24 protein-coding genes are annotated in these 26,999 nt (G+C 69.1%); 16 read left to right on the top strand and 8 right to left on the bottom strand.

The annotated features are described in order from the left end of the window. The first annotated feature begins 14 nt into the window (after positions 1-14). Genes A5732_RS12170 through A5732_RS12185 form a run of 4 tightly spaced genes read left to right on the top strand, consistent with a single transcriptional unit; the run spans position 15 to position 3,473 of the window. Positions 15-1,673: a uroporphyrinogen-III synthase gene (locus tag A5732_RS12170; RefSeq protein WP_076102310.1), complete on the top strand. Its 1,659-nt coding sequence runs from the start codon at positions 15-17 to the stop codon at positions 1,671-1,673. 3 nt (positions 1,674-1,676) lie between these two features. Beyond that, positions 1,677-2,657, top strand: coding sequence for a porphobilinogen synthase (gene hemB / locus A5732_RS12175; RefSeq protein ID WP_076102311.1), 981 nt, complete (start codon positions 1,677-1,679; stop codon positions 2,655-2,657). A gap of 13 nt (positions 2,658-2,670) precedes the next feature. Next, positions 2,671-3,216, top strand: coding sequence for a DUF3093 family protein (locus A5732_RS12180; protein ID WP_076102367.1), 546 nt, complete (start codon positions 2,671-2,673; stop codon positions 3,214-3,216). Beyond that, a complete protein-coding gene (locus A5732_RS12185) occupies positions 3,213-3,473 on the top strand; it encodes a hypothetical protein (RefSeq protein WP_076102312.1) in 261 nt (86 codons plus the stop codon). The genes A5732_RS12180 and A5732_RS12185 overlap by 4 nt, the downstream gene beginning before the upstream one ends. On the opposite strand, the gene A5732_RS12190 is transcribed toward A5732_RS12185, so the two are convergent. Next, positions 3,457-3,897 carry an STAS domain-containing protein gene (locus A5732_RS12190; protein WP_076102313.1) on the bottom strand — a complete coding sequence of 147 codons (441 nt, stop codon included), beginning with the start codon at positions 3,895-3,897 and terminating at the stop codon, positions 3,457-3,459. The two genes, A5732_RS12185 and A5732_RS12190, sit on opposite strands and share 17 nt — an antisense overlap. A gap of 368 nt (positions 3,898-4,265) precedes the next feature. Between A5732_RS12190 and A5732_RS12195 the strand changes: the two genes are divergently transcribed. Both A5732_RS12195 and A5732_RS12200 read left to right on the top strand, forming a co-directional pair. Further along, positions 4,266-5,501, top strand: coding sequence for an acyltransferase family protein (locus tag A5732_RS12195; RefSeq protein WP_076052487.1), 1,236 nt, complete (start codon positions 4,266-4,268; stop codon positions 5,499-5,501). A gap of 90 nt (positions 5,502-5,591) precedes the next feature. Continuing rightward, on the top strand, positions 5,592-6,278 hold the full coding sequence (locus tag A5732_RS12200; RefSeq protein ID WP_076052488.1) for an Rv0518 family GDSL lipase: 687 nt from the start codon (positions 5,592-5,594) through the stop codon (positions 6,276-6,278). Positions 6,279-6,539: 261 nt separating this feature from the next. Here A5732_RS12200 and A5732_RS12205 read toward each other — a convergent pair whose 3' ends face one another. Then, positions 6,540-8,663: an acyltransferase family protein gene (locus A5732_RS12205; RefSeq protein WP_081396032.1), complete on the bottom strand. Its 2,124-nt coding sequence runs from the start codon at positions 8,661-8,663 to the stop codon at positions 6,540-6,542. A 51-nt stretch (positions 8,664-8,714) separates the two neighbouring features. Then, positions 8,715-9,587: an alpha/beta hydrolase gene (locus tag A5732_RS12210; RefSeq protein WP_216351575.1), complete on the bottom strand. Its 873-nt coding sequence runs from the start codon at positions 9,585-9,587 to the stop codon at positions 8,715-8,717. A 433-nt stretch (positions 9,588-10,020) separates the two neighbouring features. On the opposite strand from A5732_RS12210, the gene A5732_RS12215 reads away from it, so the two are divergent. Further along, positions 10,021-11,166 (top strand): LLM class flavin-dependent oxidoreductase, encoded by a 1,146-nt coding sequence (locus A5732_RS12215; protein ID WP_076052491.1) that lies wholly within the window; start codon positions 10,021-10,023, stop codon positions 11,164-11,166. Between the two features lie 114 nt (positions 11,167-11,280). Continuing rightward, positions 11,281-12,639 (top strand): amino acid permease, encoded by a 1,359-nt coding sequence (locus tag A5732_RS12220; RefSeq protein ID WP_076102316.1) that lies wholly within the window; start codon positions 11,281-11,283, stop codon positions 12,637-12,639. Between the two features lie 98 nt (positions 12,640-12,737). On the opposite strand, the gene car is transcribed toward A5732_RS12220, so the two are convergent. The 4 genes from car to A5732_RS12240 form a co-directional block, all read right to left on the bottom strand. Next, positions 12,738-16,304: a carboxylic acid reductase gene (car, locus tag A5732_RS12225; RefSeq protein ID WP_076102317.1), complete on the bottom strand. Its 3,567-nt coding sequence runs from the start codon at positions 16,302-16,304 to the stop codon at positions 12,738-12,740. Between the two features lie 61 nt (positions 16,305-16,365). Continuing rightward, entirely contained in the window at positions 16,366-17,283 is a 918-nt protein-coding gene (locus tag A5732_RS12230; protein WP_076102318.1) for a ketopantoate reductase family protein, read from the bottom strand. Then, positions 17,280-18,467 (bottom strand): enolase C-terminal domain-like protein, encoded by a 1,188-nt coding sequence (locus A5732_RS12235; protein WP_076102319.1) that lies wholly within the window; start codon positions 18,465-18,467, stop codon positions 17,280-17,282. The genes A5732_RS12230 and A5732_RS12235 overlap by 4 nt, the downstream gene beginning before the upstream one ends. A gap of 11 nt (positions 18,468-18,478) precedes the next feature. Then, positions 18,479-18,874, bottom strand: a complete 396-nt coding sequence (locus A5732_RS12240) for a nitroreductase family deazaflavin-dependent oxidoreductase (protein ID WP_076052496.1) — start codon at positions 18,872-18,874, stop codon at positions 18,479-18,481. 73 nt (positions 18,875-18,947) lie between these two features. On the opposite strand from A5732_RS12240, the gene A5732_RS12245 reads away from it, so the two are divergent. The 8 genes from A5732_RS12245 to A5732_RS12280 all read left to right on the top strand — a co-directional run bounded on the left by A5732_RS12245 (position 18,948) and on the right by A5732_RS12280 (position 26,813). Continuing rightward, positions 18,948-19,292 carry a hypothetical protein gene (locus tag A5732_RS12245; protein ID WP_076052497.1) on the top strand — a complete coding sequence of 115 codons (345 nt, stop codon included), beginning with the start codon at positions 18,948-18,950 and terminating at the stop codon, positions 19,290-19,292. A 91-nt stretch (positions 19,293-19,383) separates the two neighbouring features. Continuing rightward, a complete protein-coding gene (gene hemL, locus A5732_RS12250) occupies positions 19,384-20,733 on the top strand; it encodes a glutamate-1-semialdehyde 2,1-aminomutase (protein ID WP_076052498.1) in 1,350 nt (449 codons plus the stop codon). Beyond that, a complete protein-coding gene (locus A5732_RS12255) occupies positions 20,733-21,341 on the top strand; it encodes a histidine phosphatase family protein (RefSeq protein ID WP_064951626.1) in 609 nt (202 codons plus the stop codon). Before hemL ends, A5732_RS12255 begins: the two co-directional genes overlap by 1 nt. A 20-nt stretch (positions 21,342-21,361) precedes the next feature. After that, the gene (locus A5732_RS12260) at positions 21,362-21,976 is read left to right on the top strand and encodes a TlpA disulfide reductase family protein (RefSeq protein WP_076102320.1); all 615 of its coding nucleotides are present in this window, start codon (positions 21,362-21,364) and stop codon (positions 21,974-21,976) included. 16 nt (positions 21,977-21,992) lie between these two features. Further along, a complete protein-coding gene (locus A5732_RS12265; RefSeq protein WP_076051353.1) occupies positions 21,993-22,772 on the top strand; it encodes a cytochrome c biogenesis CcdA family protein in 780 nt (259 codons plus the stop codon). A 47-nt stretch (positions 22,773-22,819) separates the two neighbouring features. Beyond that, on the top strand, positions 22,820-24,457 hold the full coding sequence (locus A5732_RS12270) for a cytochrome c biogenesis protein ResB (RefSeq protein ID WP_076102368.1): 1,638 nt from the start codon (positions 22,820-22,822) through the stop codon (positions 24,455-24,457). Then, positions 24,454-25,437, top strand: a complete 984-nt coding sequence (ccsB, locus tag A5732_RS12275; protein WP_076102321.1) for a c-type cytochrome biogenesis protein CcsB — start codon at positions 24,454-24,456, stop codon at positions 25,435-25,437. Before A5732_RS12270 ends, ccsB begins: the two co-directional genes overlap by 4 nt. A gap of 62 nt (positions 25,438-25,499) precedes the next feature. Next, entirely contained in the window at positions 25,500-26,813 is a 1,314-nt protein-coding gene (locus tag A5732_RS12280; protein ID WP_076102322.1) for a MinD/ParA family ATP-binding protein, read from the top strand. Positions 26,814-26,822: 9 nt separating this feature from the next. Here the strand turns inward: A5732_RS12280 and A5732_RS27040 are convergent, their stop codons facing one another. Further along, the gene (locus A5732_RS27040) at positions 26,823-26,972 is read right to left on the bottom strand and encodes a hypothetical protein (RefSeq protein ID WP_139334537.1); all 150 of its coding nucleotides are present in this window, start codon (positions 26,970-26,972) and stop codon (positions 26,823-26,825) included. Between the last annotated feature and the right edge of the window lie 27 nt (positions 26,973-26,999).

Raw genomic sequence — 26,999 nt, forward strand, 5'->3', positions numbered from 1 at the left:
ACGTGGGAGCGACAATGACGACGCGAGGGCGTAAGCCGACACCCGGCCGCATCACGTACGTGGGCTCCGGCCCGGGTGACCCGGGATTGCTGACGACCCGGGCCGCGACGGTGCTGGCGAACGCGGCGTTGGTGTTCACCGACCCCGACGTGCCTGAGCCGGTGCTGGCCCTGATCGGCAAAGACCTGCCACCGGTGTCCGGCCCGGCTCCGGCCGAGCCGGCCGCCACCAACGGCGACGGCGGTTCCGACCAGGGCAAGGCGCAGCCGGCGGTGATCTCCGGCGGTCCCGATATCCGCCCGGCGCTGGGTGACCCCGCCGAGGTGGCCAAGACGCTGACCACCGAGGCGCGCACGGGCGTCGACGTGGTGCGGCTGGTGGCCGGCGACCCGCTGACGGTCGACGCGGTCATCACCGAGGTCAACGCCATCGCACGGAGCCACCTGCACATCGAGATCGTGCCCGGGCTGGCTCCCAGCGATGCTGTGCCGACGTATGCGGGGCTGCCGCTGGGCTCCTCGCACACGGTCGCCGACGTGCGCGGCGACGTCGACTGGGAGGCGCTGGCCGCGGCGCCCGGCCCGCTGATTCTGCAGGCCACGTCGTCGCATCTGGCCGACGCGGCGCGCACCCTGATCGAGCACGAGCTCGCCGAGAACACCCCGTGCGTGGTGACCGCGCAGGGCACCACGTGTCAGCAGCGTTCCATCGAAACCACGCTGCACGGCTTGACCGACTCGGCGGTGCTGGGCGGTACCGACCCCGCCGGCCCGTTGACCGGTCCGCTGGTGGTGACCATCGGCAAGACGGTGGCCAGCCGGGCGAAGCTGAACTGGTGGGAGAGCCGCGCGCTGTACGGCTGGACCGTGCTGGTGCCCCGCACCAAGGACCAGGCCGGCGAGATGAGCGAGCGGCTGACCTCCTACGGCGCGCTGCCGATCGAGGTGCCGACCATCGCGGTCGAGCCGCCGCGCAGCCCCGCCCAGATGGAAAGGGCCGTCAAGGGTTTGGTCGACGGCCGCTTCCAGTGGGTGGTGTTCACCTCGACCAACGCGGTGCGCGCGGTGTGGGAGAAGTTCGGCGAGTTCGGTCTGGACGCGCGCGCGTTCTCCGGAGTGAAGATCGCGTGTGTGGGCGAGTCGACCGCCGACCGGGTCCGGGCGTTCGGGATCAGCCCCGAACTGGTGCCGGCCGGCGAGCAGTCCTCACTGGGTCTGCTTGACGACTTCCCGCCCTACGACAGCATTTTCGACCCGGTCAACCGGGTGCTGCTGCCACGCGCCGACATCGCCACCGAGACGCTGGCCGAGGGTCTGCGCGAACGTGGTTGGGAGATCGAGGATGTCACCGCCTACCGGACGGTGCGGGCCGCACCGCCGCCGGCGGAAACGCGGGAAATGATCAAGACCGGTGGGTTCGACGCGGTGTGCTTCACGTCCAGCTCCACGGTGCGAAACCTGGTCGGCATCGCCGGCAAGCCGCACGCCCGGACGATGATCGCCTGCATCGGTCCCAAGACCGCGGAGACCGCGGCCGAATTCGGTCTGCGGGTGGATGTCCAGCCCGAAACGGCCGCGGTTGGGCCGCTGGTCGACGCGCTGGCCGAACACGCCGCGCGGTTGCGCGCCGAGGGTGCGCTGCCGCCGCCGCGCAAAAAGAGCCGCAGGCGCTAGCTAATGGCCTACCCGCGGCACCGTCCGCGCCGGCTTCGCACCACCCCGGCTTTGCGCCGTTTGGTGGCCCAAACGTCTTTGGAGCCACGGCATTTGGTGTTGCCAATGTTCGTCGCCGACGGCATCGACGAACCACGGCCCATCACGTCGATGCCGGGCGTGGTGCAGCACACCCGTGATTCGTTGCGCAGCGCGGCCGCCAGTGCCGTCGCCGCGGGCGTGGGCGGACTGATGCTGTTCGGCGTGCCCCGTGACGAGGACAAGGATTCGATCGGGTCGGCCGGAACCGACCCCGATGGCATCCTCAACGTCGCCCTGCGCGACTTGGCCAAGGACCTCGGCGAGGCCACCGTGTTGATGGCCGACACCTGCCTGGACGAGTTCACCGACCACGGACACTGCGGCGTCCTCGACGACCGGGGCCGGGTCGACAATGACGCCACCGTGGCCCGGTATGTGGATCTCGCTGTGGCGCAAGCTGAATCGGGCGCTCACGTGGTGGGGCCGAGCGGCATGATGGACGGACAGGTGGGCGGGATTCGCGACGGGTTGGACGCCGCGGGCTTCACCGACGTGACGATTCTGGCCTACGCCGCCAAGTTCGCCTCGGTGTTCTACGGCCCGTTTCGCGAGGCGGTCGCTTCCAGCCTCTCCGGAGACCGGCGCACCTACCAGCAGGAGGCGGGCAACGCCCGCGAGGCGCTGCGCGAGATCGAGCTCGACCTCGACGAAGGCGCCGACATCGTGATGATCAAGCCGGCGATGAGTTACCTCGACGTGGTCGCGGCCGCGGCCGACGTATCGCCCGTCCCCGTCGCCGCCTACCAAGTGTCGGGGGAGTACGCGATGATTTGCGCTGCGGCCGCCAACAATTGGATCGACGAGCGCGCAGCGGCGCTGGAGTCGCTGACCAGCATCCGGCGCGCCGGAGCCGATATTGTTCTCACCTATTGGGCCGCCGATGCGGCAGGGTGGCTCTCGTGAGATGGGGCTTGCGATGACTACCGACGGCGACACCGAACCCACGCGGTTGTTCTACGAACCCGGCGCCAGCTGGTGGTGGCTGGCGTGCGGCCCGGCCGCGGCGGTGGCGATGGTGCTGATCGAGATCTGGAGCGGTGCCCCGGTGTCGCTGGTGGTGCCCGCGATCTTCCTGGTGCTCGTATCGGCGTTCCTCGGGATACAGGTGAAGGCCGCACGCATCCACGTGTCGGTCGAGCTCACCGAGGACGCCCTGCGCCAGGGCACCGAAACAATCCTGGTCCGCGAGATCCTCAAGGTCTATCCCGAGCCCGACAACCACGAAGCCTCCGGGAAAGACCTGGCGCGGTGGCAGTCGTCGCGCGCGCTCGGCGAACTGGTCGGCGTGCCGCGTAAGCGCGTCGGCATCGGTCTCAAGCTCACCGGCGAGCGCACGGCCCAGGCCTGGGCGCGCCGCCATCGTCAGCTGCGCGCCGCTCTGACCCCGCTGGTCCAGGAACGGGTGGAGCCCACCCGATCGATCGACGGCGACCGGGACGACGACATCGGGACGGCGCCATGAACACCCGCTACCGGGCGCTGCTCGAGCTCGGGGTGGCCGGCGTCGCACTGGTGTGCTCGGGGCTGACCTGGTGGCACTCGCATCACACGGTGACCGTGGCACCGATCGCGGACGGGCAGCCCTCCACCACGTCGATGCTCTACGACCCGCAGCTGCTGCTGCTGACGCTGGTGCTGCTGACGAGCGCCGGGGTACTGGCGGTCGTCGGGACTGCCAGGCTGCGACGCGCGCGCTCGCGCGCTAAGGCGTCTTCCTGACGAACGGCAACGCCATCCGGCGGCGCAGCTCGATGGCGTCGGCCCGATCCTGCAGCGCCTCGTGAACCGAGCGCATGATCGGAAAACTTTCGTCATGACCGGTGTCATCCAGCACCTGGGTCACCGCTGAGCTGGCGACCAGGGTCCAGTCCACCCCGGCGGCACGACAATCGGCGTCGAATGCGTAGAGCAGCGAAATGCCCGCCTCAGCAAATTCGTTGACATCGGCCACGTCGAGCACCACGGGATTTTCTCCGAGCGTGAAGCGCGCAATGTGGTCGCTGATGCTATCGACATTTTTCTCGTCGATTTCGCCGCGAATGTGCACCACCGTCGCCAGGTGCCGGTGGTGCGCCCGAACCTGTGCGCCGTCGCAGTCAAACACGCAGTTGTCGTGGCCAGCTCGGCTGCCTGCGACCGTCATGAGGACCCCTCACTCTCCGTGGCGCTCGCGCCGTCTTCGGGGGGCGCCTCCGCGCTCACCAAAGGGCATTCATGACGTTAGGCCGCAAGCCTAAGGAGACCGGAAGCCGTGTCTAACGCTTTGTTAAGAAGCGATTGAGGAATTACCACGAATCGGGGGCTGAGCAAACGCACAGCGCGCTGTCGGGCTATAGGCCTACCCCGGAAGTCCGTATGCCACACCACAACCGTCCACGCATCCCGCCGATTGCGCTGCTAGGCTGCCAAGGCTGCCGGTTGCCAGTCGGGGGGCTTGTGAAAAGGCGAGATTTCCCGCTCGGCCGAAGTAGCAGCGGAACGAAACGGCAGGATTCGGACGGGAAGAGCAGCGTGCGGGGCGGAGAGATCAAGGGCGAGATCACCGCCCTGACCGGGCTCCGTATCGTCGCCGCGCTGTGGGTGGTCCTGTTCCATTTCCGGCCGATGCTCGGCGACGTGTCGCCAGACTTCCGCGACGCCCTCGCGCCGGTGCTCAACTGCGGCGCCCAAGGCGTCGACCTCTTCTTCATCCTTAGCGGGTTCGTGCTGACGTACAACTATCTCGACCGCATGGGCCGGTCCTGGTCGACCCGCGCGACCCTGCATTTCCTGTGGCTTCGCCTGGCCCGCGTGTGGCCGGTATACCTGGTCACCTTGCACCTGGCCGCCCTGTGGGTGATTTTCACGCTGCACGTCGGTCATGTGCCGTCGCCGGATGCCGACTCGCTCACCGCGATCAGCTACGTGCGCCAGGTCCTGTTGGTGCAGTTGTGGTTTGTGCCGTTCTTCGACGACTCGAGTTGGGACGGGCCGGCCTGGTCGATCAGTGCGGAATGGCTGGCCTATGTGCTCTTCGCCGTTCTGGTGCTGGTCCTGCTGCGGATGAAACAGGCGACCAGGGCGCGCAGCCTGATGGTCCTGGCCTTCGCGGCGTCGCTGCCGCCCGTGGTGATGCTGCTCGCCAGCGGCCACTTCTACACGCCGTGGAGCTGGCTGCCCCGCATCGTCACGCAATTCACGGCCGGCGCGCTGGCCTGTGCCGCGGTGCGCAGGCTGCGGCTGAGCGATCGTGGCCGCCGCGTCGCCGGATACGTCTCCCTGCTGCTCCTGGCCGCGATGGTCGGCGTGCTGTATTGGTTTGGCGCGCACCCGATATCGGGGGTGGTGGAGAACGACAGCGGCGGCGTCGTCGACGTGTTGTTCGTTCCGCTGGTGATATCGCTGGCCATCGGGCTGGGCAGCCTGCCGCGGGTGTTGTCGGCGCGGGTGATGGTATACGGCGGCAAGATCTCGTTCTGCCTGTACATGGTGCATGAGCTGGTGCACACCGCGTGGGGCTGGGCCGTGGAGCAATTCGAGCTCCCGACCCTGGATAACCCGTGGAAATGGAACGTCATCGGCCTGCTCGTGATCGCCCTGGCGTTCTCGGTCCTGCTGTATCACGGTGTCGAAGAACCCGCCCGCCGCTGGATGCGCAAGATGGTCGACGTCAGGGCGGTCAGCGCCCGAAGCGATCCCGGCGATTCAAACAGTAAGCTGCATCCGATCGACCGTCCGCTGGAAGCGGTTTCGGCCCGCGCGGTGTGATGGCCGCCTCAGCGGCCGGCCGCGTCTCACGGGGAATACTTGATGAGGACGCGGCGGCACCCAACGATGCCGTTGACAGTGGAGGTGAGAGTGAGTCGTCTGGCCACCTTTCTCATTGGGTTGAGTTTTCTGGCGGGCGTAGGCATCGCATACCCGGCGCAGGTGCGCACCTACGAGACACTGACGCTCGACTTCCGGCTGAATCATGTGGCAGTGGTGGGGGATTCGTATACCACCGGAACCAATGAGGGCGGTCTGGGCTCGAGATCGTGGCCGGTGCGCGCCTGGCAGGTGCTCGGTTCGCGGGGTTCGCGGATCTCGGGCAGCGTGGCGGCCGAAGGCAGAGCCGGTTATGCCACGCCCGGCGACCACGGCAGCATCTTCGAGGACCTGACCGCCAGGGCGGTGCAGCCCGACGATGCGCTGGTGGTGTTCTTCGGCTCCCGCAACGACCAGGGTGTCGATCCCGCGACTTTGACCGTAAAGACCCATGCCGCTCTGGATGTGGCGCGCCAACTCGCGCCGGCGGCGCGGTTGCTGGTGATCGGACCGCCGTGGCCGACCGCCGATGTGCCGCCGTCGATGTTCCTGATTCGCGACGTCCTTGCCGGCGCCGCCGGGGCCGCGGGGGCGACGTTCATCGACCCGATCGCCGAACACTGGTTCGTCGGCCGCCCCGACCTGATCGGTGCCGACGGCGTGCATCCGAATGACGCGGGGCATCAATACATGGCGGACAAGATCGCGCCGCTCATCCGCACGCAGCTGTCGACCTGATTCAGGTGTGGCGGGCGGCTTCTTGGGCGAGCTGAACCCGTGATGACACAGCGAGTTTGGCGTAGACGTGTCCGGTCTCAGTCGTCCGCGTGCCGCTGGTAGTCCCAACGCTCCAAGCGGTCCTGCACGTGCAGGAAGCCGATTCCGGCGAAGGGCGCGGCTAGTGCGATACAGACCAGCAACAGCGGAGACATGACCCTAAAACCTCCAAATACCCTTCATTGATCTGACGTTGGTCAGCCATGAGAAGTTCATTCGCTATCACCCGTTCCGCAGGGCGCGGTCGGCGAGCGCACCCATCAGCGGTGCCACCAATTGCGCGTATTCGGTTGTCACATGGTTGTCGTCGCGGAACACCAGGGTGTTGCCGACGATGATGGGGCAGCGGTCGGGGGTGCAGAACATGTCGGTCAGATCGGCGTAGTGACCGCCGCTGCGGGCCGTCGCCGCCTGCTCGGCCGCGATGCCGTCGCCGTCCACCGCCGCGGGTTTGGTTGGCGTACAAGCGTTCACGTCGTCGAGGTGGGCGGACAGGCACGCCGGCGTGGACGAATGCGGGTCGGGGGCGGGCCCCAGCACCAGGACGGTCGCGCCGGTGCCGCGCAGCTGCGCCACCGTGCGTCCCAGGGTGTCGATCCACGCCGGGTCATATGAGGTGAAGCCGAAGTCCCCGCCGTAGCGCCGGCTCATGTCCAGCACGATCAGGCGTGGGTGTTCGGCGTTCATCCGGCCCATGATCTGGGTGCGCCACTGTTCGCACTCGGTGTATTCGCGGCCCAGGTACGGGCTCGTGATGTGCAGGTCCTGCAGCGGGCAGGTCACCTTGGCCAGCGTCTCCAGCCGCCAGTGCCGCTGCTCGGCGAGCTGCTCGAAGGCCGGATTCCACATGGCGGCGTGCGAGTCGCCGATCAGGGCGACGGTGGTCGGCGAGGCGGTATCGCCCGTCGCGCATTCGCTTTGTCCGACGTCGCGCCAGGAGCGGACGCAGCCGTTGACGAACACGGCCGCCTTGTCGGCGGGCGCCTTGCCCAGCGGCGGGTCCAGGTTCGACGGTACGGCTCGCAGGCCGACGGCCGCCGCGAGCGCCACGCGCGCCTGGTCGAACGCCCGACGAACCGCCGCCTCCTGGGGGCTGACGTCGGGGACGCTGGCCGGGGGCGCCGCAATGATGTTGGCGCGCGGGGCGGCCACTCCGTGGCCGACCGGGGCCGGGATCACGTTGAGCAGCAGCATGCATGCGCACGCGGTGGCGGCACTGGCGCCGCCCGCCACGGCCAGGCTGACCTTCGCCGACCGGCGCAACGCCGCGGCGAAGCGGCCCGGGTTCTCCACCAGGTGCAGGGTGATGACGGCGAGTCCGGCGGAGACGGCCGTGGCGCTCAGCCTGGCCGGCAGCCCCGCGGGCTCCGCCATCAGCGCCGGCATCAGCAGCAGCACCGGCCAGTGCCACAGGTACCACGAGTACGAGATCCGGCCGATTGCGCGCATCGCCGGGCGGCACAGCAGGCGACCGACTCCGAGCCCACCGGTGACGGCGCCGCCGCCGATGATCAGCGCGGTGCCCAGCACCGGCAGCAGCGCCTGGGTGCCGGGATACGGGGTGTGGGAGTTGAGTTGGGTGCAGGTCACCAGGATCAACGCCAGGCCACCCCAGCCGGCGATCGACGCGGTCCGCAGCGAAAGCCGACGCCACTGCTGCAGCGACAACGCCACCAGGCCACCGGCGGCCAGTTCCCAGGCGCGGGTGGGCAGCGAGAAGAACGCCCACGACGGCGATGTGCGGGTCCACAGCGCGCCCGCCGTCAACGACGCCGCGGCGAGCACCGCGAGGACCACCGCGTACGGGGTCGCGCGCGTCGCGGCCCCGCGAAGGAGCGGGATGCGCCGGACCGACCAGGCGACGGCGATGATCAGCACCGGCCACACCAGGTAGAACTGTTCCTCCACCCCCAGCGACCAGTAATGCTGGAACGGCGACGGTGCGTCGGAGGCCAGGTAGTCGGTGCCCCGCAGCGCGAACCGGTAGTTGCCGACGTACAGCGCGCTGGCGGTGCCGTCGAGAAACACGCTGCGCGCCTGCAGTGGGGGCAGCACCGCGGCCGCGCCGATCGCGGTGATGGTGCCGACGATGGCCGCGGCCGGCAGCAGCCGCCGGGCGCGCGCACCGTAAAACCGGCCCAGCGCAATGGTATTCGTGGTGCTCGCCTCCCGGAAGAGCAGCCCGGTGATGAGGAAGCCGGAGATGACGAAGAAGACGTCCACACCGACGTAGCCGCCGGTGATTCCCGGGATGCCGGCGTGGTACAGCACGACGGCGATCACCGCGACCGCGCGCAGCCCCTCGATGTCGGGCCGGAATCCGTTTCGGGGAGTCCGCCGCTCCACGGTGTGTGGGCTGCCGGCGACTGATTTCTCCCGAGGTGTCATCTGCGTGCGCTAGGTCGCCATCCAGGCCAGTTCACCGGGCAGTTGGCTGCGCCAGTAGGCGACGTCGTGTCCGCCGAGGGAGAAGCTGCCCGCCGGCTGGGTCTTCAACTGGTAGACGAATTGCTTTGTGGCGAAATAGAACCGGTCGAAGTTGCCGCAGTCCACCCGCAGCGGAATCGCATTCAGCGCCGGCAGACCCAGCACGCTGTTCTGCACGAAGTCGTCGTTGCTGTCGAAGGCCCCCGGCGCACTCAGCGGATAGGAGGTGTACAGCGCCGGGCTGATCGCGCAGATGCCGGCGGTCCGTGCCGGCCCCAGCTTGGCGCCCAGGCGAAGCGCCCCGTATCCGCCCATCGACCACCCCATGAAACCGACCCGGGAGGTGTCGAAACCCATGGTGGACAGCATCGGCAGCAGCTCGTCGAGCACCATCGCACCAGAATCCTCGCCGGAAGTCCTCTTGTGCCAGTACGTGTTGCCGCCGTCGACGCCGACCACCGCGAACGGCGGCTTGCCCTCCTTGGCCAGTTGCGCCAGCCCGTCCGGGACGCCCATGTCGAGCATCTGGTTGGCGTCGCCGTCCACGCCATGCAGTGCGATCACGGGGCGCAGCGAACCGGTCTGGCCCGGCGGCATGGCGATCACGTAATTGGTCTTGATCCCGCCGCGGGCCGCCGACAGGAACGACCCGGTGAGCCGGGTCGGCAGGGTCTTGCCCGCCGTCGGCGGTTCGAAAGGCGCGGGCGCCTGCGGCAGCATCGCGGCACGCGAAGCGGCCGGAGCAAGCAGGGAGCTGAAGGTGAGCACGCCGGCGGCTCCGAGGCTGGCACCGGCGCCCATCCGGAGCACCGCTCGGCGTGTGAGGTCAGGCATGATCGCAATAATGCCGCGCTGAGCGGGGATTACTCGCCGAGCCACGCCGTATTGGAAGCATTGTGTGATCTGGCGTGATCTTTCGGTGCCGAAGCGGTGATCTTGGCACCCCCGCCGGGCCGCGGCCGATGCCGGCGCCGAGTTGCGGCATCACACGAGACCGTGATCATGGTAGCGCCGAATCCGCCGGTTGCCGCCGTCCAATTGATTGCGATCGTATTGCCTTCTGGGACAGGGACAGACGCGGTCACGCCGGCCGCTTGCCCGGTGCCGCACCGTCGCGGCCCGACTTGCGCCGGTGGCGGCTCCCGCGGCGATGGCGGCGTCCGTCGGGGATGCAATCTCGCAGGTTTCAACCCTCGCCCGCCGGCGCCGGATTCAGAAGGATGTAACGGGCCTCTGCGCACGGGGCGAAAGCGGAGCGGAAAAGAAGGATTGTGAATTGAGTCTCGCGTTTCATTGGTTTCTGCCGACCTACGGCGATTCGCGGAATCTGGTCGCGGGCGGGCACGGCACGTCGATGTCCGGCGACCGGCCGGCCACGCTGAAGTACCTACACCAGATCTGCACGGCCGCCGAGGACAACGGTTTCGAGGCCGTCCTCACGCCCACCGGATTGTGGTGCGAGGACGCGTGGTTGACGACGGCGATGCTGGTCGAATCGACCGAGACGCTGAAGTTCTTGGTTGCGTTCCGTCCCGGGATGCTGAGTCCGACCCTGGCCGCGCAGATGGCCGGCACCTTCCAGCGGCACTCGGAGGGGCGGCTGCTGCTCAATGTCGTCACTGGCGGCGAAGCGCACGAGCAACGGGCCTATGGGGATTTCCTGGACAAGGAGGCGCGGTACGCGCGCACCGCCGAGTTTTTGCATGTGGTGCGCGAGCTGTGGACCGCCAAGGAGCCGGTCACCTTTGCGGGAGAACACATTCAGGTCGAGGGCGCCCAGCTGAACAACCCGCCCGACCCGACTCCGGCGGTGTTCTTCGGCGGATCCTCGGCATCGGCCGGACCGGTGGCGGCCAAGCACTCCGACGTGTATCTCACGTGGGGCGAGCCGCTGACCGCGGTCGCGAAAAAGCTCGACTGGATCCGCGGACTGGCCGTCGACGAAGGCCGGATCCTGCAGTACGGCTTGCGGATTCACGTGATCAGCCGCGACACGGCCGCCGAGGCGTGGGCCGAGGCCGACCGGTTGCTGGCCGCGATCGACCCGGCGGACGTCGAGCGGGTGCAGGCCAGCCTGGCGCGCAGCGAATCCGAGGGCCAGCGCCGCATGCTGGACTTGCACGGCGGCAACAGCAGCAAACTGCTGGTCGCGCCCAACCTGTGGGCGGGGGTGGGCCTGGTTCGCGGGGGTGCGGGCACGGCCCTGGTCGGCTCGCACGCCGAGGTCGCCGAGCGGCTGGCCGAATATGCCAAATTGGGCATCAGCCACTTCATCCTGTCGGGTTATCCGCATCTGGAAGAGGCCTACTGGTTCGGCGAGGGCGTGCTGCCGATTCTGGAGCGGATGGGTTTGTGGCGGCACCCCGACCGGCAATCGCATCCCGCGGCGGCCACGCCGTTCGCCGTCGCCTCGGCGCACTAAGGGGTGATCAGTGTGATCGCCACCGCGCTGATCCGCGACCGCGACCTGTATCTTTAGGCGACGCCGCTTGGCATCCGGGTCACCGATGTGCTGTGGTAACAAGCGTGGTCCGGAATGGCTAGCAATCCACAACTGCGCCAAGGATTGTCGCAGCGGCAGCTGAGCATGATCGCCCTCGGCGGCGTGATCGGCGCCGGCTTGTTCGTCGGGTCCGGCGTGGTGATCAAGGACACCGGCCCGGCCGCCTTCCTCACCTACGCCCTCTGCGGCCTGCTCATCGTCCTGGTGATGCGGATGCTGGGCGAGATGGCGGCCGCCAACCCGTCGACCGGATCGTTCGCCGACTACGCGGCCAAGGCCCTGGGCGGCTGGGCGGGATTCTCGGTCGCCTGGCTGTATTGGTACTTCTGGGTGATCGTGGTGGGCTTCGAGGCGGTCGCCGGCGGCAAGGTGCTCAACTACTGGTTCCACGCGCCGCTGTGGCTGCTGTCGCTATGCCTGATGCTGCTGATGACCGCGACCAACCTGTTCTCGGTGTCGTCCTTCGGCGAATTCGAATTCTGGTTCGCCGGAATCAAAGTCGCGACGATCGTGATCTTTCTGGTCGTGGGGACGGTGTACGTCCTGGGATTGGTGCCGGGCCATCACGGAGGTCTGGCCAATTTAGGATCACACGGTGGCTTCTTTCCGCACGGGGTTGGCGCGGTGTTCGCCGCCATCGTGGTGGTGATCTTTTCCATGGTGGGCGCCGAGATCGTCACCGTCGCCGCCGCCGAAAGCCGCGACCCCGAGCTCGCGGTGCAGAAGGCGACCCGGTCGGTCGTGGCCCGCATCGCGATCTTCTTCGTCGGTTCGGTCTTCCTGCTCGTGGTGCTGTTGCCCTGGAACTCGGTCGAACTCGGCGCCTCGCCGTACGTGGCCGCGCTCAAACACATGGGGCTTTCCGGCGCCGATCAGGTGATGAACGCCGTCGTCCTGACCGCGGTGCTGTCCTGCCTGAACTCCGGCCTCTACACCGCGTCGCGCATGCTGTTCGTGCTCGCCGAGCGGGGCGAGGCGCCGACGCGGTTGGTCAAACTGAGCGGACGCGGCGTTCCGCACTTCGCGATCTTGTGTTCGTCGGCGGTCGGGTTCGGCTGCGTCATCATGGCGCGCGTGGCGCCGAACACGGTGTTCCTCTTCCTGCTCAACTCGTCGGGCGCCATCATCCTGTTCGTCTATTGGCTGATCGCGTGCTCGCAGATCATCCTGCGCCGCCGCACGCCCGCGGAAAAGCTGACGGTGAAGATGTGGTTCTACCCGGTGCTGTCGATTCTCACGCTGACTGGAATCACCGCCGTGCTCGTGCAAATGGCGTTCGACCACACGGCGCGCAGCCAGCTATGGCTCAGCCTGCTCTCCTGGGCGGTGGTGATCGGGCTGTACTTCCTCGCCCGATCGCGCGGCCGCGTCGGCGCGGTCTCCAGGAAATAGGTCTTTCCGAAACGCGCTAGCACATGCGCTATCGGATTCTGGAGACACACAATCCCCGAGTTCTCGGCGCCCCGGTGGCGCACGTGACCAAGGAACAGTTACCCCGCGTGCGCCCCGGTGCGCGTCCTCAGCAGGCCGAGTCGCTGCAGATCGGTGACATATTTGTCGATCAGGGGCTCGGTCACGTGCGGGACGTCCTTGTCGGCGCCGATACCCGCGGATTGCACTGCGGCACGGAACTTTTCGGCGGGCATGCCGGTACCGTGCGTCGGCTCACCGGGCTTCGCATAGGCGTTCATCAGCGGCAGCAGGGAGCTCTTGCGCTGCTTCTCCGGCAGCGCCTCCATCGCCTCGGTGAATCTGGCCAACCATTGCCGGTAGTCGTCGATGCGCTCGATCCTGTGCCCGTCGGCGATGAGCCAGTCGACGAAGGTGTCCAGGGAGACGCCGTCGTCGTGGGTATTGAGCACGTTGTAGGTGTGGTAGCCCTGCCGCGCGCGGGCCCCGAGGGTGGTGATGGCCTCGGCGGTGAAATCGGCCGGCAGGCCGTCGTAATGTGCGCGCTGCGGATTGCCGGACGCATCGAGTTGATAGAACGAGCGCGGCGCGATCCCGGTGGCCACCAGGCTCAGGATCAGGCGGGTGAACATGTCGGGCACATTGAGCTGGCCGGCGAAGTTGCTGTGCGCCAGGATCATGTCGGACCGGAACACCGCTACCGGCACCCCGCACAGGTCGTGTGCCTCCCTCAGCAGCACCTCGCCCGCCCACTTACTCGTGGCGTAGCCGCTGGCATACGACTCGTCGAGGGACCGCGCGGGGCTGGCCGACCGCACGTCGACGTCCTCGCCGATGAAGCTGCCGTCCGGTAGCGCGGTCACCGCGACGGTGGAGATGTAGTTGATCGGCTTGAGCCGCTTGGTGATTGCCAGTTTGACGATCTCGGCGGTGCCCACCACGTTGGGCCCGAACAGCTGGCTGTAGGGCAGCACGTGGTTGACCAGGGCGGCCGAATGCACGACGAGGTCGACCGACTCGGCGAGGCGCTGGTAGGTGGGCGTGTTCAGGCCGAGATTGGGCGCTCCCACGTCGCCGACGAGCACCCGCAGATGCTTGTCGGCCAATCGCCGGAAGCGGTCGGACAGTTCGGCGTCGCCGCTGTCGATCGCGGCCTCGATGCGCTGACGCCCGGCGGTCGGGTCGGCGCCGCGGGCCAGGCAGATCACCGTGCCGCCGCCCGGGGCCAGGCGTTCCAGCCAATCCAGGCAGAGGAAACGCCCGAGATAGCCGTTGGCTCCGGTCAAGAGCACGGTGTTGATCGTGCCGGTCGCCGCCGGCAGCCGGGGTGCGGCGGCCAACGTCTCGGCGTCGATGAAGTTGTCCAGCGTCAGGTCCGCGGCGCGGGCCACCGCGGCACCGCGGCCGTGCACCGACGCGAACGTCGGCCGCGTCGACACCGAGGTGCGTTCGCCGTCAACGAAGTTCGCGACGGTGGTCAGGTCCGCGGTCGGGCTGACGATGGTCTGCACCGGCACATCGATGTGGAAGATCTCCGACAGCAGTGTGGCGAAGGAGAACGCGGACAGCGAATCACCGCCAAGCTCAATGAATTTCGCGTCGGCACGCAGCGCGGTGTCCGCCGGGAGGCCCAGGGTGGCCGCGGCCGCACGCCGGACCGTGTCGATGGTGGGCAGCTCGGTGCTGGCGGCGCGCAGCTCGTCGAGTTGGTTGCCGTGGCTGGCCTCGATGTCGTCGTACATGGCGTCGAGGCGGTCACCGTAGTGGGCCTTGAGGGCGGGGCGCAACAGCTTGCCCACCCCGGACAGCAGCCCGTTGTCCCGGGTGAAACGTTGTGACTCCAGCAGGAAGTCGCGTGGGATCTCGTACGGCTGGAGGTGGTTGTCGGCGGCGATCCGCTGCAGCGAGTCGGCGATCAGGGCGCGGGCATCCCCGTCACCCACCGCGTCGCTGTTCGGCACGATCACCGCGAGCAGGAACGGCTGCTCGCTGCTGCCGTAAAGGAAGATCTGCCGGATGTACGGGCTGGTCGAGAAGGTCGCCTCCAACTGGGAGACCGCGACGAATTCACCCTGCGAGAGTTTGATCACGTTGTTGCTGCGGTCCAGATACATCAGGTGGTCGGGCCCCAGCTCGGCCATGATGTCGCCGGTCCTGTAGAACCCCTCGTCGTCGAAGATCTTCGCCGACAGCTCGGGATGCTTGAAATAGCCGGGAATCACGTTGCTGGCCTTGAGGTGTAGTTCGCCGCGCGGGTAGGGCTTGTCGGTGGTGAAATAGCCCAGTTCGGGGACGTCGACCAGTTTGTAGTCGGTGACCGGTGGGCGCCTGATCCGGCCGCTACGCATGATGCCGCCGCCGGTCTCGGTGGCGCCGTAGCCATCGGCCACCGGGATGTCGAGCAGCGATTCCATGAAGGCGTGCATCTGCTTGGACAGCGGGGCGCTGCCGCACATCGCCGATATCACCCGCCCGCCGATGAAGTCTTGCCGCAGTTCGGCTTTCACGGCGTCGTCGAGCTGATCGCCGGTGAGCTCGTCGCCGGAGCGCTCGTCGAGCTCCTTGCGGTAGCGCCGGAAGAACATGTCGCACACCCGGGGAACGAGGTTCAGGGCCGTGGGCCGGACCAGGCCGATGTCGTCGAACAGGGTGGACATGTCACTCTTGGCGGCGAAGTAGCCGATGCCCCCGGAGGACAGCGTGGCGATCAGCCACTCCAGCCCGTACACGTGCGACAGCGGCATGTACTGCAGGTGGATCGCCGGAATGGGCCTGCCGATGTCCACCGAGGGACTGTGCGGTCGCCGCCAGATCCGGGTCATCATGTCGGCGGTGTACATCGCGCCCTTCGGGGCGCCGGTGCTGCCCGAGGTGTAAATCAGTGTGGCCAGCGGGTTTTCACCATCTTTCGGTGCGAACACGGGAGGCGCTGCGAGCCGGCCACCCGAGTCGAGCTCGGTGGACAGCGACACCACCTCCGCGCGGTGCCCGGCGTCGCGGAGCCGCGCACGGGCGTCGTCGTAGTGGCCCCGCTGCTCGTCGTCGTCGCTGGTGTAGTCGAACACCACCAGGCGCTCGACCGAGGGCGCGCCGGCGACGACATCGACTGCGGTGGTGAGGGACTCGACGCTGACGGCAAGAACGCGCGGCGCCGTCTCCGCGACGATCGGGCCGAGCTGGGCCGCCGTGGAACTGGTCTGCAGCGGCACGAACACCGCACCCAGCCGGATGCACGCCAGGTAGTGCACAACGTAGTCGATGCTGGTGAAGCCCAGGACGCCGACGAAGTCGCCGGGGCTGAAGCCACCGGCCAGTCCGGACTGCCACGCGGCGGCCAGCGCCGCGACCCGGTCGCCCAACTCGCGGTAGGTGATGGTTTCGAATCCGGACAGCAGCGTCGTCGCCGCCCGGTCGGTCGACGCGTCGCGCACCACCTCGCAGGCGCGCTGCCCCAGCGCCGGCCGGTCGGCATAGCCGCTCAGATAGGTGTCGACGACCTCGGCCAGCCGCAGACCAGGGCGATGCGCGGCGTCGGTCACCTCCGGCAGCGACGCGGCAGCCCGAAACTGCGGATCGTTGGCATACAGCTGCTCGACGCGCTCGGCGATCCGCTGCTCGCGGGCCGAGTCGGTGACGGTCTCAGTCATCGGCGGCTTCCTCTCTTCGCGGCGTATGCCGGTGCGGTATACCCGTCCTGGCTGCGCCCAGTCAGCTCCATTGGCTTTCGATCGCCTTGATCAGCGCGGTCAGGGTCGCGTTCACCGGCGCCGCGACACCGACCCGGGCGCCCTGGCGCGGGACCGCGCCGTTGATGACGTCGATCTCGCTGACCCGGCGCGCCTCGTGGTCCAGCAGCGCCGACGGTTTGGCGTCGGGCATCTGTGCGCCGAAGGCGCGAACGTGTTCGACCGCATCGGTGACGGCGACCGCGATGCCCGACGCCCGCGCGACCGTGCACGCCTCCGTCGCGGCCGCCTGGCTGACCGGCGCCATGTCCGGGTCGTCCATCACCTGGCCGACGGTCATGCCGGTCAGCGCGCACGGTGCGCTGTAGGCGACGTTGCAGATGAGCTTCTCCCATTGCATGGCGGCGATGTCGGTGACCGCGGCCGCATCGAATCCGGCGTCGCTCCATGCCTGCGCGATCGACTCGACGGTGGCGAGCGGCAGCGACGAGTAGGCGCCGAACCGCATCGCTTTCATGGCGTTGTGACGGACATGCCCGGGGGCCACGGTCGCCGCGCCGAATCCGCTGGCGATCCCGACCGCGACCCGCTCCTCGCCGACGATGCCGGCCACCGTCTCCGCCGATCCCAGGCCGTTCTGGATGGTCAGCACCGGCGTGGCCGGGCCCAGCATCGAAAGAGCTTGTCGCGCACCCGCTGACACGTCGGCCGCCTTCACCGCGACCACGATCAGATCCATCGCCTCGTCCGGCGCGGTGGTGCTCGCCCGCAGCGGCACCACCCGGTCGTAGCCCGGACCGGTGACCCGCAGCCCGTGCCGGGCGATCTGATCGACGCCGGGCTGGTAGCGGTCGATGGCCAGCACGTCGTTGCCCGCTGCGGCCAGCCTGGCGGCGTAGATGCAACCCATTGCTCCGCAACCGATTACCGCGATCTTCATCCCTGCGCCGTCCCGTCGGTCAGCTCGGCGATCAGTTCGGCCAGGCCGGCCTTCTGCTCGAGCCCGAAGCCGGCGGCGTCGGTCGGCGAGATCCGGCCCGCCGACAGCGCGCAGGCATCGGGGTAGCCGCCGAACGGCGCGAACACGCCGGGGTACGCCTCGCAGCCGCCCAGACCCAGCCCCGCCGCGACGTGCAGGTTGATCAGGTGACCGCCGTGCGGGAAGGCGAAGCGGCGATCGAAGCCGTGAGACGCCGCGACGTCGAGCATCCGGATGTACTCGGTCAACCCGTAGCTCAGGCCCGGATCCATCTGGAAGACATCATGATTGGGGCGCATGCCGCCGTAACGCATCAGGTTGGTCGCATCCGGCACCGAGAAGAGGTTTTCCCCGGTGGCCACCGCGCCGTCATAGCAGTCCGTCACCGCCCGGTTCAGCGCGTAGTCCAGCGGATCGCCCGGCTCTTCGTACCAGCGCAGGCCGTAGGGGGCCAGCGCGCCCGCCCAGCGGGTGGCCTCGGCCCGGTCGAAGCGGCCGTTTGCGTCGACCGCGACCCGGTTCCCGTCGCCGACGATGTCGACGACGGCCTCGATCCGTGCGAGGTCCTCGCCCAGCGCGGCGGCGCCGATCTTCATCTTGACCGCGTCATAACCCGCATCGAGGTATCCCCGCATTTCCGCGCGCAGCGAATCGACCCCGCCGTCGGCGTAGTAGTAGCCGCCGGCGGCGTACACCGGCACCGACGCTGCGGGCTCTCGGCCGGCGTGGCGGGCGATGGTCGCGTAGGCCGGCTCGTCGCGCAGCTTGGCGTTCAGGTCCCAGCAGGCCAGTTCGAGCGCGGCCGCGGCCGCCGCCCGGTCGCCATGTCCACCGGGCTTCTCATCGGTGAGCGCGCACGTCAAAACCGCGGCGGGATCGACGTATCCGGACGCGCCCACTAAGGCGTCGGGGGACGCGGCCAGCACGCGCGGGATCATCCGGTCGCGCAGGATCCCGCTCTGGGCGAACCGCCCGATCGAATCGAAGGCCACGCCCACCACGGGCCGTCCGTGCCGGATCACGTCGGTGATCACCGCGACCAGAGAGACCGTGTGGTGGGCGAAGTTGACCACCGCATTGGCGGGCCCGCCGCGTCGTCCGCCGTCGAGGGCGACCGCCCGCTCGACGATCGCCGTGATCCGCATCACCCGCGGCGTCAGGAAGTACGCGTGAGCAGTACCGCTTGCTCGAACGGCAGCCTCGCCAAAATCGCTCGCGTCCGGCGCGTTACGTACGCCGCCGCCTCGTCCCTGCTGACCACGCGCGGATCGGCGATGCCGAAGGTCTTGCCCCTGCTGCGCACCTGGCCGCCTCCAGCCGCTTTCAGGTTCTTCAGCCAATCCCGGTCAGGGCCATACGTCAGCAGGATGGCCACCCCGGGTTTGCCATTGACCTCGGTGTTGAACACGTTGACCGGTGTGTGGTACGGCTTGCCCGAACGCCGCCCGACGTGTTCGACGATCCCGAACGGCGGGAGCCAACCGGCCCACATCCGCTGAATCGGGTTGGTGACGCGACGGTTGAAGCGGGCAAGTCCTTGTGGGAGTTGCATACCGCTATCCAACTCGCAGGCGCCGGGCGAGGACAACCCCACTTTGGCGCCGCAAACGGTCTACTGTCGTCTCATGGGAGAGGCAGCAGGTAACGAGGCCGCCCAGCGCGCCGAGGAGCTGCTGCGCAGGGGGGAGGAGCTGTCGGCAGGACAGGCCATCACCGCCGACGACGTGCAGCGTGCCGCCGAACACGCCGAGCGTTCTCACGAGCGCGACCAGGCCGCACATCGTCGCGGAGTGGACCGCCATTATCAAGCCGGTGTCGCGCACGAGCGTGCTGCCGAAGTCGAGGAACGTGCGGTCGCCGAGGGTCTCGGTGACATCGCCGCGCACCGGCGGGCGGCCGACAAAGAACACGAGGCCGCGCGCCGCAACTTCATCGCGGCCCAGGAATCCGGGCAGCAGGACGCCGATTAACCCGAACACCGGGACCCCGCCGGGCCCCTTTTAGCACGTTCTGCTACACCCTGTAGTTGATTGGCCCGCACGGGCTGGGACACTAGTCGTCATGGGAAGCAGTGATCAGGCGATCGCGCACGCCACCGGGGCCCCGCGGGCCACGGCGGCCTCGGCGCGGTTGTTCGAGGATGCCTGCGCCGTCATTCCCGGTGGGGTGAACTCGCCGGTCCGCGCGTTCAGCGCGGTGGGCGGGACACCGCCGTTCATCACCGAGGCGCGCGGGTGCCGGCTGACCGATGCCGACGGCAACGATTACGTGGACCTGGTCTGCTCGTGGGGGCCGATGATCCTGGGTCACGCGCACCCGGCCGTCGTCGAGGCCGTAGCCAAGGCCGCCGCCTCGGGCCTGTCGTTCGGGGCGCCCACGCCGGCCGAGAGCGAGCTGGCCGCCGAGATGATCGGGCGGGTGGCGCCGGTCGAGCGGATCCGGCTGGTCAACTCCGGCACCGAGGCGACCATGAGCGCGGTGCGGCTGGCCCGCGGGTTCACCGGCCGCGCCAAGGTCATCAAGTTCTCCGGCTGCTACCACGGCCATGTCGACGCGTTGCTCGCCGACGCGGGCTCCGGGGTGGCGACGCTCGGCCTGCCGTCCTCGCCCGGCGTCACCGGCGCGACGGCGGCCGACACGATCGTGTTGCCCTACAACGACATCGACGCCGTGCGACAGAGCTTCGCCCGGTTCGGCGACCAGATCGCGGCGGTGATCACCGAGGCCAGCCCCGGCAACATGGGCGTGGTCCCGCCCGCGCCCGGCTACAACGCGGCGCTGCGCGCGATCACCGCCGAGCACGGCGCGCTGCTGATCATTGACGAGGTGATGACCGGCTTCCGGGTCAGCCGAAGTGGTTGGTACGGAATCGATCCCGTCGAGGCCGACCTGTTCACCTTCGGCAAGGTGATGAGCGGGGGCCTGCCGGCCGCCGCGTTCGGCGGCCGGGCCGACGTGATGGAGCGCCTCGCCCCGCTGGGCCCGGTGTATCAGGCCGGCACGCTGTCGGGTAACCCGGTGGCGATGGCGGCCGGGCTGGCCACGTTGCGCAACGCCGACGCCGCCGCCTACGCCGCCTTGGACGCCAACGCCGATCGCCTGGCCGGGCTGTTCTCCGAATCGCTCACGAATGCCGGTGTGGCGCACCAGATTCCGCGGGCGGGCAATATGCTGAGCGTGTTCTTCTCGGATACGCCGGTGACGGACTTCGCGTCCGCGCGGGCCACCCAGACGTGGCGGTATCCGCCGTTCTTCCATGCGCTGCTGGACGCGGGCGTCTACCCGCCGTGCAGCGCCTTCGAGGCGTGGTTCGTCTCAACCGCGCTCGACGACAGCGCGTTCGACCGGATCGCCGGCGCCCTGCCCGCCGCGGCCAGGGCCGCCGCGCAGGCCGAGGAGGGGAAGTCCTGATGGCCGAGCAGACCCGGGTGCACGTCGTGCGGCACGGCGAGGTCTACAATCCGAGCGGCATCCTCTACGGACGGCTGCCCGGATTTCACCTCTCCGACAACGGCCGCGCCCAGGCGGTCGCGGTGGCCGACGCGCTGGCCGACCGCGACATCGTCGCGGTGATCGCCTCGCCGCTGCAGCGGGCGCAGGAGACCGCCGCGCCCATCGCCGCCAAACACGGCCTGGCCGTGGACACCGACCCGGACCTGATCGAATCGGCCAACTTCTTCCAGGGCAAACGGGTCAGCCCGGGCGACGGCGCCTGGCGCGACCCGCGGGTGTGGTGGCAGCTGCGCAACCCATTCCGGCCGTCCTGGGGTGAGCCGTACGCCGAGATCGCGGCCCGGATGCAGACGGCCGTGGACAAGGCCCGCGCCCGCGGCGCCGGCCACGAGGTGGTGTGCGTCAGCCACCAACTGCCGGTGTGGACGCTGCGGCTGCACGTCACCGGCCGGCGCCTGTGGCACGACCCGCGGCGGCGGGAATGCGGGCTCGCCTCGCTGACGACCCTGGTCTACGACGGCGACCGGCTGGCCGGCGTCGAGTACAGCGAACCGGCGGCGCGTTGATCAGCTGGACACGACGGGCGATGGCTGGGGCCGTGCTGGTGGCGCTGCTCCCCGGCCTGCTTGGCTGCTCCTCGGGGCACGACGCCGTCGCCCAGGGCGGGACCTTCGAATTCGTCTCGCCCGGCGGTAAGACCGACATCTACTACGACCCGCCGTCCGGCCGCGGCCGCCCCGGCCCGCTGGCCGGACCCGACCTGGCCGACCCCGCGCACACGCTGTCGCTGGGCGACCCGATCTTCGCCGGCCGGGTCGTGGTCATCAACATCTGGGGCCAGTGGTGCGGACCGTGCCGCGCCGAGGTCACCCAGCTGCAGCAGGTGTACGACGCCACCCGCGGCGCCGGGGTGTCCTTCCTGGGCATCGACGTCCGGGACAACAACCGGCAGGCGGCGCTGGACTTCGTCAACGACCGCCAGGTGACGTTCCCGTCCATCTACGACCCGGCGATGCGCACGCTGATCGCGTTCGGCGGCAAATACCCGACCACCGTGATCCCGTCCACGCTCGTCCTGGACCGCCAGCACCGGGTCGCGGCGGTCTTCCTGCGCGAATTGCTGGCGACCGACCTCAAGCCGGTCGTGCAGCGGCTGGCCGGCGAGGCCTCGCCGACCCAGGCCGCGAAGGCGGCGTCGTGACCGGCTCGGGACGGCGATGAGCGGATTCACCCAGATCGCCGCCGCCGGACCGCTTCTGGTGGCGCTCGGTGCGTGCCTGCTGGCGGGACTGGTGTCGTTCGCCTCGCCGTGCGTGGTGCCGCTGGTGCCCGGCTACCTGTCGTACCTGGCCGCAGTCGTCGGCGTCGACGAGCAGCCGCCGGACGGCGCCATCAAGGCACCGCCGGGCGCCCGCTGGCGGGTCGCGGGATCCGCCGCGTTGTTCGTCGCGGGGTTCACCATCGTGTTCGTGCTCGGCACCGTCGCCGTCCTCGGCATGACGACCACGCTGATCACCAACCAACTGCTGCTGCAGCGGGCCGGGGGAGTGCTGACCATCGTGATGGGACTGGTGTTCGTCGGCCTCATCCCGGCTCTGCAACGCCAGGCCCGGTTCAGTCCGCGGCAGCTGAGCACGGTCGCCGGCGCGCCGGTGCTGGGCGCGGTGTTCGCGCTGGGCTGGACGCCGTGCCTGGGACCGACGCTGGCCGGCGTGATCACCGTCGCCTCGGCCACCGACGGCGCCAGCGTGGCGCGCGGAATCGTGCTGGTGATCGCCTACTGCCTCGGCCTGGGCATCCCGTTCGTGCTGCTGGCGTTCGGCTCGGCGGGCGCGGTGGGCGGCCTGGGCTGGCTGCGCCGGCACACCCGGGCCATCCAGGTCTTCGGCGGCGTCCTGCTGATCACGGTCGGCGCCCTGCTGGTCACCGGGGTGTGGAACGACTTCATCTCCTGGCTGCGCGACGCGTTCGTGTCCGACGTGAGGTTGCCGATTTGAGGCACCTTCTCGCCTGGAGCCGCAACACCTGGCGCGCGCTGACCTCGATGGGCACCGCGCTGGTGCTGTTGTTCCTGCTCGCCCTGGGCGCGATACCGGGGGCGCTGCTGCCGCAGCGCAACCTCAACGCCGGCAAGGTCGACGACTACCTGAAGGCGCACCGGGTGATCGGGCCGTGGCTGGATCGGTTGCAGGCCTTCAACGTGTTCTCCAGCTTCTGGTTCACCGCCATCTACGTGCTGCTGTTCGTGTCGCTGGTCGGCTGCCTCACCCCGCGGATGATCGAGCACGTCCGCAGCCTGCGGTCCACCCCGGTGGCCGCCCCGCGCAACCTGGCCCGGCTGCCCAAGTACGCCAGCCACCAGGTGCAGGCCGGGCCCGACGAGCTGAACGCCCTGGCCAACACGCTGGCCGAACGGCTGCGCGGCTGGCGCACCACCATCCGGCATCAGGACGGCGCCGAACCGGCCGGTGCCGAGGTCGCCGAGGTGTCCGCCGAGAAGGGCTACCTGCGCGAGTTCGGCAACATCCTGTTCCACTTCTCGCTGCTGGGCCTGCTGGTCGCGGTCGCCGTCGGCAAGCTGTTCGGCTACGAGGGCAACGTCATCGTCATCGCCGACGGCGGACCGGGCTTCTGCTCGGCCTCGCCGGCCGCGTTCGACTCGTTCCGGGCCGGCAACACCGTCGACGGCACCTCGCTGCACCCGCTGTGCATCCGGGTAAACGACTTCGCGGCGCACTACCTGCCGTCGGGGCAGGCCACCGCGTTCGCGGCGAACATCGACTACCAGTCCGGCGAGGACCTGACCGCCAACACGTGGCGGCCCTACCGGCTCGAGGTCAACCACCCGCTGCGGCTCGGCGGCGACCGGGTGTACCTGCAGGGCCACGGCTACGCGCCCACCTTCAGCGTCACCTACCCGGACGGGCAGATCCGCACGGCGACCGTGCAGTGGCGACCCGACAACCCGCAAACCCTGCTCTCGTCGGGTGTGGTGCGCATCGACCCACCCGCCGGCAGCTACCCCACCGCCGCGGAGCGCCGCAGCCACGAGATCGCCATCCAGGGCCTGCTGGCCCCGACCGAGCAGCTGGAAGGCACGCTGTTGTCCTCGCGCTTCCCGGCGCTGGACGCCCCGGCGGTCGCCGTCGACATCTACCGCGGCGACACCGGGCTGGACACCGGGCGGCCCCAGTCGCTGTTCACCCTGGACCCCCGCCTCATCGAGCAGCATCGGTTGACCAAGGAGAAGCGGGTCAATCTGCGTGCGGGCCAATCGGTCCGGATCGACCAGGGGCCCGCGGCCGGCACCGTGATCCGCTTCGACGGCGCCGTCCCGTTCGTCAACCTGCAGATCTCGCACGACCCGGGCCAAACCTGGGTGCTGCTCTTCGCGATCACGATGATGGGCGGTCTGGTGGTGTCGCTGCTGGTGCGCCGCCGCCGGGTGTGGGTCCGTCTGACGCCCGACAGTGGCGGCTCGCCCGGTACGGTGAACGTCGAACTGGGTGGCCTGGCGCGCACCGACAACTCCGGTTGGGGCGACGAGTTCGAGCGGCTGTCCGAGCGGCTGCTGACCGGCCTTGAAGACTCCGGCGCCGCTCGCGCCGAGACACCCACCGCGTCGGACGCCGACGCGACACCCGCAGCGTCCAAGAGGAGTCCTGAGGTGGACGTCAAATGAATACGGTGCACGTCAACATCGAGCTGGCGCGCTACTCCGACTGGGCGTTCACGTCGGCCGTGGTGGCCCTCGTCATCGCGCTGCTGCTGCTGGCCTTCGAGCTGGCCTACGCCGGCGGGCGCCGCGCCGATCGGCGCGCCCGGGTGCTCGCCGGCGCCGTCAGCGCCGACTCGGTCACCCCCGGCGTCGTGGAAGAGGCCACCCAGCGCCCGGTCGACGAGCGCGTCGGCCGGGCCGGGCTGTCCGTGGTGTACCTGGGCATCGGGCTGTTGCTGGCCTGCCTGGTGCTGCGCGGCCTGGCCACCGTGCGGGTGCCCTGGGGCAACATGTACGAGTTCATCAACCTGACCTGCCTGTGCGGGTTGATCGCCGGGGCGGTCGTGCTGCGCCGCCCGCAATACCGCCCGCTGTGGGTGTTTCTGCTGCTGCCGGTCCTGATTCTGCTCACGGTGTCCGGGCGCTGGCTCTACACCAACGCCGCGCCGGTGATGCCCGCGCTGCAGTCCTACTGGCTGCCCATCCACGTGTCGGTGGTCAGCCTGGGATCGGGCGTCTTCCTGGTCGCCGGCATCGCCAGCATCCTGTTCCTGCTGCGGACGTCGCCGCTGGGAGACTCCGACCGCACCGAGCACACCGCGCTGAGCCGGCTGGTGCAGCGGTTTCCCGACGCGCAGACCCTCGACCGCATCGCATATCGCACGACGATTTTCGCCTTTCCGGTGTTCGGTTTCGGCGTCATTTTCGGGGCCATCTGGGCCGAAGAAGCCTGGGGCAGATATTGGGGCTGGGATCCCAAAGAGACTGTGTCATTTGTCGCCTGGGTGATCTACGCCGCGTACCTGCACGCCAGGTCGACCGCCGGATGGCGGGACCGGAAAGCCGCCTGGATCAATGTCGCAGGGTTTGTGGCCATGGTCTTCAATTTGTTCTTCGTTAACCTGGTCACTGTGGGCCTGCATTCTTATGCCGGCGTCGGGTGACGATGCACAACCGGCCCGAATAACGCACAACACCGGAAAAAGCACAACAAGGGGGAAGTGCAGTGACCGAGCATCCAACCTCGGGCGTGGGGTCGCCCGAACAACCCACCACGCAGATACCTCCACAGACAGCGTCGGCGGCGGACCAGCAGAAGGCCGCGGAGCCGCAGCCCCAATCGGGTGGCGACGACGCCCCCACCCGCGCCTTCGCCGGATTCCGCACCGAACGCCGCGTCCCCGGACCTGAGCGCCAGCAGGCCGCGCCGCCCACGGCACCCAGGCCGGGTGGCATGCCGCCGTGGGACCCCACACCGCTGACCGGCATCCCACGGGTCGACCCGACCGCATACGGCGCCTATTACGACGGTCAGGACGCGCCGCCCACCCAGATCCACGGCGCGCCGCCGCAGCGTCCGGAGCACCTGCCGCACACGCCGTACCCGGAACTGTCCACCGGCATGCTGCTGCGACCGGTCGCCCCGCCGCCGTCGGACGGCTGGCGGCTGCTGCTGTTCAAACTGTCCGGCGGCCTGATCAACCTGGGCGAGAGCCCGCGGGCCACCCGGTACAACAACCTGGTCGCCCAGGTGAACCGGCCCCTGCGGGGTTCCTACCGGGTCGCCTTCCTGTCCCTCAAGGGCGGCGTCGGCAAGACCACGATCGCCGCGACGCTGGGCGCCACCTTCGCCTCGATCCGCGGTGACCGGGTGGTGGCCGTGGACGCCAACCCCGACCGGGGCACGCTGAGCCAGAAGATCCCGCTGGAGACGGCGGCGACGGTGCGCCAGCTGCTGCACGACGCCGGCACCATCGAGCGCTACAGCGACGTGCGCCGCTACACCTCCAAGGGCCCGAGCGGCCTCGAGGTGCTGGCCTCCGAGACGGATCCCGCCGTCTCGGACGCGTTCAGCGCCGAGGACTACGTGCGGATCCTGGACATCCTGGAACGGTTCTATGGCCTGGTGCTCACCGACTGCGGGCCCGGCCTGCTGCACTCGGTGATGAGCTCGGTCCTGGACAAGGCCGACGCCCTCGTCGTCGTCAGCTCGGCGTCCATCGACGGCGCGCGCAGCGCCTCGGCGACGCTGGACTGGCTGGACGCCCACGGCCACGAGGAGCTGGTCCGCAATTCCATCGCGGTGATCAACGGGGTGAAGCCCCGCCCGGGCAAGGTCGACATGAACAAGGTGATCGACCACTTCTCCCGGCGCTGCCGCGCGGTTCAGCTGGTGCCGTTCGACCCGCACCTGGAAGAGGGCGCCGAGATCGAACTGGACCGGCTGCGCCGCGGGACGCGCGAAGCGCTGACCGAGCTGGCCGCCATCGTCGCCGACGGGTTCCCCGGCGACCAGCACAATCCGGGAGTGCTCGGCTAGCGCGGGTTGCTAATCGCCGCGACCCAACCGCCGCAAGAAGTCTGGATCGTCGTCGGGCCCGATGACGCGCGTCTTCGGCCGGTGGGCCTGCGACCGGGCCGCACGCCAGCCGACATAGATCAGCGTCCCCAAAATCACGACGAGCAGCAGGTAGAGCACCAAACACCTCCTTGGGGCGAATATACC

It is taken from the genome of Mycobacterium colombiense (assembly GCF_001953985.1).
GTDB lineage: Bacteria > Actinomycetota > Actinomycetes > Mycobacteriales > Mycobacteriaceae > Mycobacterium > Mycobacterium colombiense_B.

Coding starts and splice junctions, on each gene's coding strand:
- A5732_RS12220 (WP_076102316.1), top strand. CDS start 11,281: ATGGCTAGCAATCCACAACTGCGCCAAGGATTGTCGCAGCGGCAGCTG.
- A5732_RS12245 (WP_076052497.1), top strand. CDS start 18,948: ATGGGAGAGGCAGCAGGTAACGAGGCCGCCCAGCGCGCCGAGGAGCTG.
- A5732_RS12270 (WP_076102368.1), top strand. CDS start 22,820: ATGGGCACCGCGCTGGTGCTGTTGTTCCTGCTCGCCCTGGGCGCGATA.
- A5732_RS12190 (WP_076102313.1), bottom strand. CDS start 3,897: ATGACGGTCGCAGGCAGCCGAGCTGGCCACGACAACTGCGTGTTTGAC.
- car (WP_076102317.1), bottom strand. CDS start 16,304: ATGACTGAGACCGTCACCGACTCGGCCCGCGAGCAGCGGATCGCCGAG.
- ccsB (WP_076102321.1), top strand. CDS start 24,454: ATGAATACGGTGCACGTCAACATCGAGCTGGCGCGCTACTCCGACTGG.
- A5732_RS12255 (WP_064951626.1), top strand. CDS start 20,733: ATGGCCGAGCAGACCCGGGTGCACGTCGTGCGGCACGGCGAGGTCTAC.
- A5732_RS12185 (WP_076102312.1), top strand. CDS start 3,213: ATGAACACCCGCTACCGGGCGCTGCTCGAGCTCGGGGTGGCCGGCGTC.
- hemL (WP_076052498.1), top strand. CDS start 19,384: ATGGGAAGCAGTGATCAGGCGATCGCGCACGCCACCGGGGCCCCGCGG.
- A5732_RS12230 (WP_076102318.1), bottom strand. CDS start 17,283: ATGAAGATCGCGGTAATCGGTTGCGGAGCAATGGGTTGCATCTACGCC.
- A5732_RS12170 (WP_076102310.1), top strand. CDS start 15: ATGACGACGCGAGGGCGTAAGCCGACACCCGGCCGCATCACGTACGTG.
- A5732_RS12180 (WP_076102367.1), top strand. CDS start 2,671: ATGACTACCGACGGCGACACCGAACCCACGCGGTTGTTCTACGAACCC.
- A5732_RS12265 (WP_076051353.1), top strand. CDS start 21,993: ATGAGCGGATTCACCCAGATCGCCGCCGCCGGACCGCTTCTGGTGGCG.
- A5732_RS12235 (WP_076102319.1), bottom strand. CDS start 18,467: ATGCGGATCACGGCGATCGTCGAGCGGGCGGTCGCCCTCGACGGCGGA.
- A5732_RS12240 (WP_076052496.1), bottom strand. CDS start 18,874: ATGCAACTCCCACAAGGACTTGCCCGCTTCAACCGTCGCGTCACCAAC.
- A5732_RS12260 (WP_076102320.1), top strand. CDS start 21,362: ATGGCTGGGGCCGTGCTGGTGGCGCTGCTCCCCGGCCTGCTTGGCTGC.
- hemB (WP_076102311.1), top strand. CDS start 1,677: ATGGCCTACCCGCGGCACCGTCCGCGCCGGCTTCGCACCACCCCGGCT.